This window comes from Planktothrix sp. FACHB-1355 (genome assembly GCF_014748295.1).
GTDB lineage: Bacteria > Cyanobacteriota > Cyanobacteriia > Cyanobacteriales > Aerosakkonemataceae > Aerosakkonema > Aerosakkonema funiforme_A.
Genome location: NZ_JACJUP010000261.1, coordinates 1 through 6,898 on the forward strand (window position 1 = coordinate 1; position 6,898 = coordinate 6,898).

The following is a 6,898-nucleotide window of genomic DNA, read 5'->3' on the forward strand; positions in this document are numbered from 1 at the left end:
TCGTTCCCCTAAGCGGCTATTTTTGTACCAACTCTCATGGCTACGATGTAGTTATATTTGGCACTGGTATTGCTTTGCCAGACTTATTTCCAGAAAACAAAGCACTGGCCGATTTCAGCACCAGTCTGCATTTTTGGCTGTCTTACACATTTTTGGCGACGATCGCAGTCCATGCGATCGACCAATGGAAATACTTGCGGGCGCAAATGCGACGTTTGTACAAAGCGTTGATAAGTCAAAAGTCAAAAATCAACAGTCAAAATTAAAAATTGCTTCCCTCTCCCTAGAAAACACTTAACAAATCGGTCGATTTCCGGGCTTTACCGCATGGATATACTCGCTGCCGGAAGTCGGCCATCCCCGTTTGTAAACAGCTTCCTCCGGCTTTCCCCATCCCAGCTGCAAGATAATTTCTAGGAAATCGGACTTTTCAAAGTTGCACAAACCCGCCCATTCGGTGCGCTGAGAAATTCTGCCCACATCAGCAGGAGAGATCGATCGAAAATCCTTGCCATTATTCACACTCAAATATAAATCCATTCCCGCCGTCACCTCATACCAGAATGCTAATATTGAAGGTTTAGCAGCTTTGAGCGTCTCGATATCGCTGGGCAGAGCAATCAACTGGGCATCTACTTCCGGCATTCGCAGAGTTTTCCCTTTCACCGCGACTTGTCGCCAGACAATACCGGAAACATCGTTTTCCCTTTGATAGCGGTGAATCGTCTCTTTAAAATCTTGATAAGCGGCAAACTTTTGCGCTCCCTCGGATTTGAGAAACCGATCGATTAAAGGATTGCCAGAAGCTTCCGCAGTTAAGTTAAGGCGCTGACCCATGAGGCAGGCTTGGCGCTCTTGGGCCAAAATTTCAATTAGTTCCTTAGTGGTGTAGATGTTGTTGGACATAGAAACACCATCTGGGACGGTTAGGTGGATATTATGTTCTAGGATTATTTTGTATTTTGTTTAATATTACACACCTAAAGATCGATAGTAGGTTGGGTAGAGTGCCAGCGAAACCCAACAAATATTCTTACTTCCTTCCCCTCGTAAAATTATCGATCGCAAGTTACCTGTTGTTCTTTTCTCCCCCACTCCCCACTCCCCCTAATACAATAAGGTGAAAAACACTGAGGTGGTTGGGTTTCGTCACCTCAACCCAACCTACAGCTTATTCGGCGAGTTCCGTACTGAACTCATTCACCAATCGCGGTTTCAATTGTACAGATTGCGATCGAGGTTGCAAGTTAAACAGTTCGCGGAAAACATCGTCTACCCGCTCAAACGGCACTTGTCCCTTCTCATTGAGAACTTCCTTACCCGATCGATCGAGTAAGACAACTTGAGGTACAAAACCTTTGTAGTAATACCCAGGTTCCGTCGTTTCGTAGGTAGATTTGGCTGGGATACTATCCACGCTAACGGGGATAAAATCTGCCGCCCGACCGTAAAATGCTTGCAGTCGGGAAACCACAACAGCATATTGCTTGCAATCCTTGCTGTCATCTACATAGAACACCAACAAAGTCGGCTTATCTGCCTGCAAAGATTGTGCCAAAGTCACTTTTGGCGGCACTAAGGAACCATTCCCGCCATAAAGGACAAACACATTGCCCTCAAAGTAATCGTCGTTGATACCCGCTAAAGCAGGTGGCGTGCCGATGAGTAACAAACAACTCAGGACTGCTACCAGCGTCAGCAGCCAGCTGGCAAAAAGCCTTCGCCAGTAATTCAGAAAAACCGATCTCACTCTACGTACCTGCTCTGAAAAACTTACCTAAAGTCTTAATCTAGCTCTACTTCAGCGCATTCGCACTTCTCGCTTCACGTCAATCAGTACCTTACCATTACGGATCAGGCGATATTCTCCTCGCCAAACACCAGGCGATAACGGTTGATTGGCGGACGCCTTTTTGCCAACATAGCTCAACCAAGCTCGACTGGGCTGAGCGAGGTCTTGTTTGCGGACGGCGAAAGGTTTACCGTCGGGTGCGGTAAGTTGAAATTCTTGTCGATCGCCCTGAAGCACTCCATATGTTTGCACCCAAAAAATCAGCGCCGGACTGTTGTGAGAAAGTTCTGTTTCCGAAAAGCGTCCTTCCCAGATAGCGTTCATAGTTGGTGCTTCGGTGGCAAAACCCGATCGCACCAGACCTGTGGGAACGTAACTCAGAGGCTGTTCCCATAAAGGTTTGCGATCGACTCGACAACCAGTCCCAGCATTGGCACCCACAAACGGGTCTACAACTTTATTCTGGTAGCGAACGGTCAAATGAACGTGAGGGAAGGAAGCTAAACCGGATTCTCCTACCATACCCAACACCGTACCGGCAGCGACTGCGGTATCCGGTTTGGCAACAACGCTGCCGTTGCGGAGGTGACAGTACTGTGTTTGCCAACCGTTGCCGTGGTCAATCACAACTCCGTTACCGCATTCTCTACCTTGAACGTTGGCTTTATCGGTTTCATCGGCGACTCTGCGATCGCTCACTCCGTCCCTAACTCGGAGGACTTTACCGGCAGCGGCTGCTTTGACGGCTACGCCTGCTGCCATCGCCCGTTCATCTGGAATCGCAAAGTCCGTACCGGTGTGATCGTTGTAAGTTTGGCGACCGCAGCCAAAATCGACTTCTGCTGGGCTGGGGTCGCGGTCTACGTAGTGCATGATAAAGCAGTTTTGACCGAGCGTGCAGTCGATCGGCAGCTTCAGTTTGAAGGCAGTTGCGGCGTTAGAGGTGTTTTCTTTACCGAAGCACGCGGGAAGGAGTGCCAGGAAGAAAACAAGAAGTGCGGTGACGAGAAAAGATTTTTTCATGGCAGGAATAGTTAAAAAGGCGAATTGCATTTCAGCTGCTGCGACTGAAGTAAATTGCCGCGAGGATAATCAAACCCAGAAGTGCTAAGGGCACCCACAGATCGATCGGATCTGACATATTAGTTCCTTTTTTGTTGGCAATAACACCTAAAAATTAATATTCTTGATTATATATCTTTAAAATGTAAAGTGAAGCTTATAGGAGCGCCAACGATGACAGCAAGCGACGCGGTAATTTGGCTAAAAGAACGAACAGCTCTAAGCGTGCTGTCGGATGAGGTATTGGAAGCGATCGCGCCAGTTTTGATCGAAAAAGTCGTACCCAACCAAACTCGCCTCGTGCTGGAAGATACGCCACCGGAAGGTCTTTATATCCTCAAACAAGGACGGCTGGAGGGCGATCGCATCAATCAAACAGGTTCGGTTTGGGGTATCAGTTTACTCCCAGGTGCGATCGTTCACGCACAAGAGCTACTATTTGGGCAGTTGGCGCAAAGAACTGTCCAAGCGCTGAGCGAATGTCAGGTGTGGTTTATTCCGGCTGACAAATTTCGGGAATTAGTTGTCAAATACCCGGAAATTACCCAGACTTTTTCCCAGCAACTGGCAATGGAATTAGCGCAGATATCTTCTCAATTAACTTATGAGCAAGAACGCCAAACTATTTTACGTCCCTACTTAGTAACTAAGGCGAAACGAGGAATTGTAGGTAAAAGTCGTTATGCTGTGCGTTTGCGACAGCAAATTAAAAAAGCCACAGAAGATCGCCGTTCGGTGTTAATTTTTGGGGAACCGGGACTGGAAAAAGATAACATTGCCGCTCTGATTCATTTTAGTTCGTCTCAGCGACGACAACCGATGATTAAAATTGATTGCAGTAAGTTGCAGGCAAACGGTGTAGAACTTTTTGGTCGTGCTGGGGGAAAATCTGGATTAATTGAATGGTTGGGAGAAGGAAGTTTACTTCTCAACAATATCCAAGAACTGCCGCCAGAATTGATGCCCAAAATAGCTGAATTGGTGAAAAGTGGCACTTATACACCAGTCGGAAATAAAGGGTCGGAATCGTCGCTCAAAAGTAAGTGTCTAGCACGCATTCTGATGATTTCCGAGAAAACCTTACCTGCGATCGATCGCAGCGTCGGTCATGCAGTCAAAGTTCCGCCTCTGCGAGTAAGAAAAGCGGATGTTGCCGATCAAGTAGAATACTACTTTAGATTGTTTTGTAAAGCTAAAGGTATAAACAAACCTCAAATAACATCAGAAGCTTTGCGATGGTTGCAAGCCTACGATTTTCCTGGCAATCTCAGAGAGTTGCAAAGTTTGGTGGAAAGAGCGATCGTCCAATCCCCTGGTGCGAACGAGCTAACCGAAGCTGTTTTTTGGTCTGCCCAAACTAAGAAAAAACAATTTCGCGTCAATCTCTTAAATGCCTATCCAAGTTTGCGACGATTTTTACGCAGTCCCTGGTGGCCGGATAGAATAAATTATGGCTTCACATTAAGCTTTTTTGCAATTGTTATAGGGATCTTATTTTTTGGCCCTCAGCATCGCCATCAAAATGTGGCTTTAAATTTATTTTGGGCTTGGTGGTGGCCTTTAGTTCTGATTGGTTTTCCCTTTGTAGGACGCCTGTGGTGTGCTGTTTGTCCATTCATGATATATGGGGAAGTTACGCAGAAACTTTCCCTATGGCTTTGGCCGCGTCAGCTAAAGCGGTGGCCGCGACAGTCAGCGGAAAAGTGGGGAGGATGGTTTTTGTTTGGCTTATTTGTTTTAATTTATTTGTGGGAAGAACTTTGGCATTTAGAAGATACTGCTTACCTTTCTGCTTGTTTGTTGCTGTTAATTACTGCCGGAGCGATGATTTTTTCCGCTATTTTTGAGCGGCGATTTTGGTGCAGGTATCTGTGTCCGATCGGTGGAATGAATGGCTTATTTGCCAAATTATCAATGACCGAATTAAGAGCGCAGCAAGGAACTTGTTCGGCAGAATGCACTACTTATCAATGTTACAAAGGTGGGCCTCAAAAAGGGGAGGGCTTGGAGACTGATGGCTGTCCTTTATATTCTCATCCAACCCATTTGGAAGATAACAAAGATTGCGTACTTTGCATGACTTGCCTCAAAGCTTGTCCCCATCGATCGGTCGAGTTAAATTTGCGTCCGCCAGGGATTGAGTTATGGACTACTCATGTGCCTCATGCCTATGAAGTGGCGCTGCTAATGTTGTTGTTGGGAGGTATATATCTTCATCGCCTGCCGGAATTAGAATCTTGGTTGGGATTGAATTTCAATTTAGATTTGTTTTTGCCTCATTTGGCATTTGTTCTGGTAGTTTTGATTGTGCCTACATTAGTTACTTTGTTGGCATATGGCTCGATTCAGCTATTTAATCGTTTGTTGAAACCGCGCTCGTTTGTAGAGTTGGCTTACGGTTATTTACCTCTGGTTTTGGGGGGTAATTTGGCTCATTATTTGCAACTGGGTTTGGGCGAAGCGGGACGAATTCTGCCATTAAGTTTGGCTACTTTTGGGTTTAGCGGTGAAGGTTTACCGATATTGGTAGCGCATCCAGCCACGATCGCATTTTTGCAGGGAACAACCCTGATTTTTTCTGTGCTTTTGTCAATAGTCTTAACGCAAAAAATTGCTCGTCAACCGCTGCGATTTTTGCTGCCGCAACATTTGGCAACGATAGTTTTGGCAGCAAGTATGTGGGCAATTATTATCGCAAGCTAGTTACTGCTTGACTTCAATAACGTTTATCGGATCGCCAGATAAAGTTTCTTTAGCTGATATGAGGTTGAGACATTGTGATTTTTTTTGCTTGGCGAGACTCGCATAGTTACGCAAGTCGGCAAAGCGCCAGCCATCGATCACTTTGTCGAAATGTGCAACAGCTGCTGTGCAATCAGCGTTTCGGTATGCTTCGTATCCGATGGTGTAGTTGTTAGCGTCTATGAAAAATCGACCGACTGTATATCCAGAAGCAGCAACATAAAGAAGAAGTGCCACAAGCTCAATTGGAGGTTTGAAAAGGTGTTTGGCGTTTTGGGATGAGTGTGTGGAAAACATAACTAATCCTCAAGTATCAGGAGTGTCAATTTGGCTTGGATATAACTAAGCCTTGAATTTTGGCCTGATATCGGGTGTGCCTGACCCAATGGCACTTATGCAGCCTGACATCATAAGTTATATATACAAGCTGACTAGCTGTGATTCCGGATGGCGGATGGCGATCGCAAATACAACCTTTTCTGGCTGAGTTTAAATCAATCAAAATAAGTTATTAAAACGATATGATTTACTTATGATTTGGCTGGCTTGGGGCAGTTGGGTCATTGTTGGCTGGGTCAATCGTCAAACACACTTACTACAGGGGCAAAATCAAACTCATAATTATGCAGCTATTCACCATAGGTCACTCCAATCTCAGTATTGAAGCTTTTATTTCGTTGCTTCAACAGCATGAAATTACGGCGGTGGCGGATGTGCGATCGCATCCCTACAGCCGTCGCTTACCCCATTTCAATCAATCCGCCTTAAAAGCATCATTACAAAACATTGGCATTCGCTATGTTTTCCTGGGTCGAGAACTAGGTGCAAGACCGGAAGATTTAAGCTGTTACGATAATACTGGCAAAGCGCTTTACGAAAGAATTGCTGCCACTAACCTATTTGCCGAAGGAATTCAACGCTTAGTTAAAGGTGCTGAAACTTATCGAATTGCGATGATGTGTGCGGAAAAAGATCCGCTTACCTGTCATCGCACTATTTTAGTTTGTCGCCAACTGGGAAAATTTGAGGTGCAGATTAATCATATTTTATCAGATGGCAGTTTGGAAACGCAAGAGCAACTAGAAAAAAGGCTCTTAAAGAAATTTAATAAAGATAGCGATCGGCCCATTCAATTAAGTTTATTCGATCCGTCACCTATCAAAGATGAAATCGATCTAGAAGAAGCTTATAATCGACAAGGTAACGAAATTGCATATGTCAAAGAAGATTAGATCCCCGACTTCTTGAAGAAGTCGGGAATCTAGGCAGCATTAGATCCCCGACTTCTTGAAGAAGTCGGGG

General features: G+C 45.3%; 6 protein-coding genes and 1 pseudogene. 3 read left to right on the top strand and 4 right to left on the bottom strand.

The window, feature by feature from the left end; genetic code table 11:
• Positions 1 to 266: pseudogene (locus tag H6S82_RS13200) on the top strand (cytochrome B); the annotation flags it as partial.
• Positions 267 to 294: 28 nt separating this feature from the next.
• Here the strand turns inward: H6S82_RS13200 and H6S82_RS13205 are convergent.
• The 3 genes from H6S82_RS13205 to H6S82_RS13215 all read right to left on the bottom strand — a co-directional run bounded on the left by H6S82_RS13205 (position 295) and on the right by H6S82_RS13215 (position 2,845).
• A complete protein-coding gene (locus H6S82_RS13205; protein WP_190471603.1) occupies positions 295 to 906 on the bottom strand; it encodes a hypothetical protein in 612 nt (203 codons plus the stop codon).
• A 265-nt stretch (positions 907 to 1,171) separates the two neighbouring features.
• Positions 1,172 to 1,699, bottom strand: coding sequence for a thylakoid membrane photosystem I accumulation factor (locus H6S82_RS13210; RefSeq protein ID WP_322111987.1), 528 nt, complete (start codon positions 1,697 to 1,699; stop codon positions 1,172 to 1,174).
• 102 nt (positions 1,700 to 1,801) lie between these two features.
• A complete protein-coding gene (locus H6S82_RS13215; RefSeq protein ID WP_199315510.1) occupies positions 1,802 to 2,845 on the bottom strand; it encodes a M23 family metallopeptidase in 1,044 nt (347 codons plus the stop codon).
• Positions 2,846 to 3,028: 183 nt separating this feature from the next.
• Between H6S82_RS13215 and H6S82_RS13220 the strand changes: the two genes are divergently transcribed.
• On the top strand, positions 3,029 to 5,557 hold the full coding sequence (locus H6S82_RS13220; protein ID WP_190471609.1) for a sigma 54-interacting transcriptional regulator: 2,529 nt from the start codon (positions 3,029 to 3,031) through the stop codon (positions 5,555 to 5,557).
• On the opposite strand, the gene H6S82_RS13225 is transcribed toward H6S82_RS13220, so the two are convergent.
• On the bottom strand, positions 5,558 to 5,893 hold the full coding sequence (locus H6S82_RS13225; RefSeq protein WP_190471613.1) for a hypothetical protein: 336 nt from the start codon (positions 5,891 to 5,893) through the stop codon (positions 5,558 to 5,560).
• 326 nt (positions 5,894 to 6,219) lie between these two features.
• Here H6S82_RS13225 and H6S82_RS13230 point away from each other — a divergent pair, with 326 nt between their 5' ends.
• Positions 6,220 to 6,828, top strand: coding sequence for a DUF488 domain-containing protein (locus tag H6S82_RS13230; protein WP_190471615.1), 609 nt, complete (start codon positions 6,220 to 6,222; stop codon positions 6,826 to 6,828).
• Positions 6,829 to 6,898: the final 70 nt, after the last annotated feature.

Bases quoted from the DNA above. Each gene is read 5' to 3' on its own strand.
- H6S82_RS13215 (WP_199315510.1), bottom strand. From the start codon at position 2,845: ATGCAATTCGCCTTTTTAACTATTCCTGCCATGAAAAAATCTTTTCTC.
- H6S82_RS13230 (WP_190471615.1), top strand. From the start codon at position 6,220: ATGCAGCTATTCACCATAGGTCACTCCAATCTCAGTATTGAAGCTTTT.
- H6S82_RS13205 (WP_190471603.1), bottom strand. From the start codon at position 906: ATGTCCAACAACATCTACACCACTAAGGAACTAATTGAAATTTTGGCC.
- H6S82_RS13225 (WP_190471613.1), bottom strand. From the start codon at position 5,893: ATGTTTTCCACACACTCATCCCAAAACGCCAAACACCTTTTCAAACCT.
- H6S82_RS13220 (WP_190471609.1), top strand. From the start codon at position 3,029: ATGACAGCAAGCGACGCGGTAATTTGGCTAAAAGAACGAACAGCTCTA.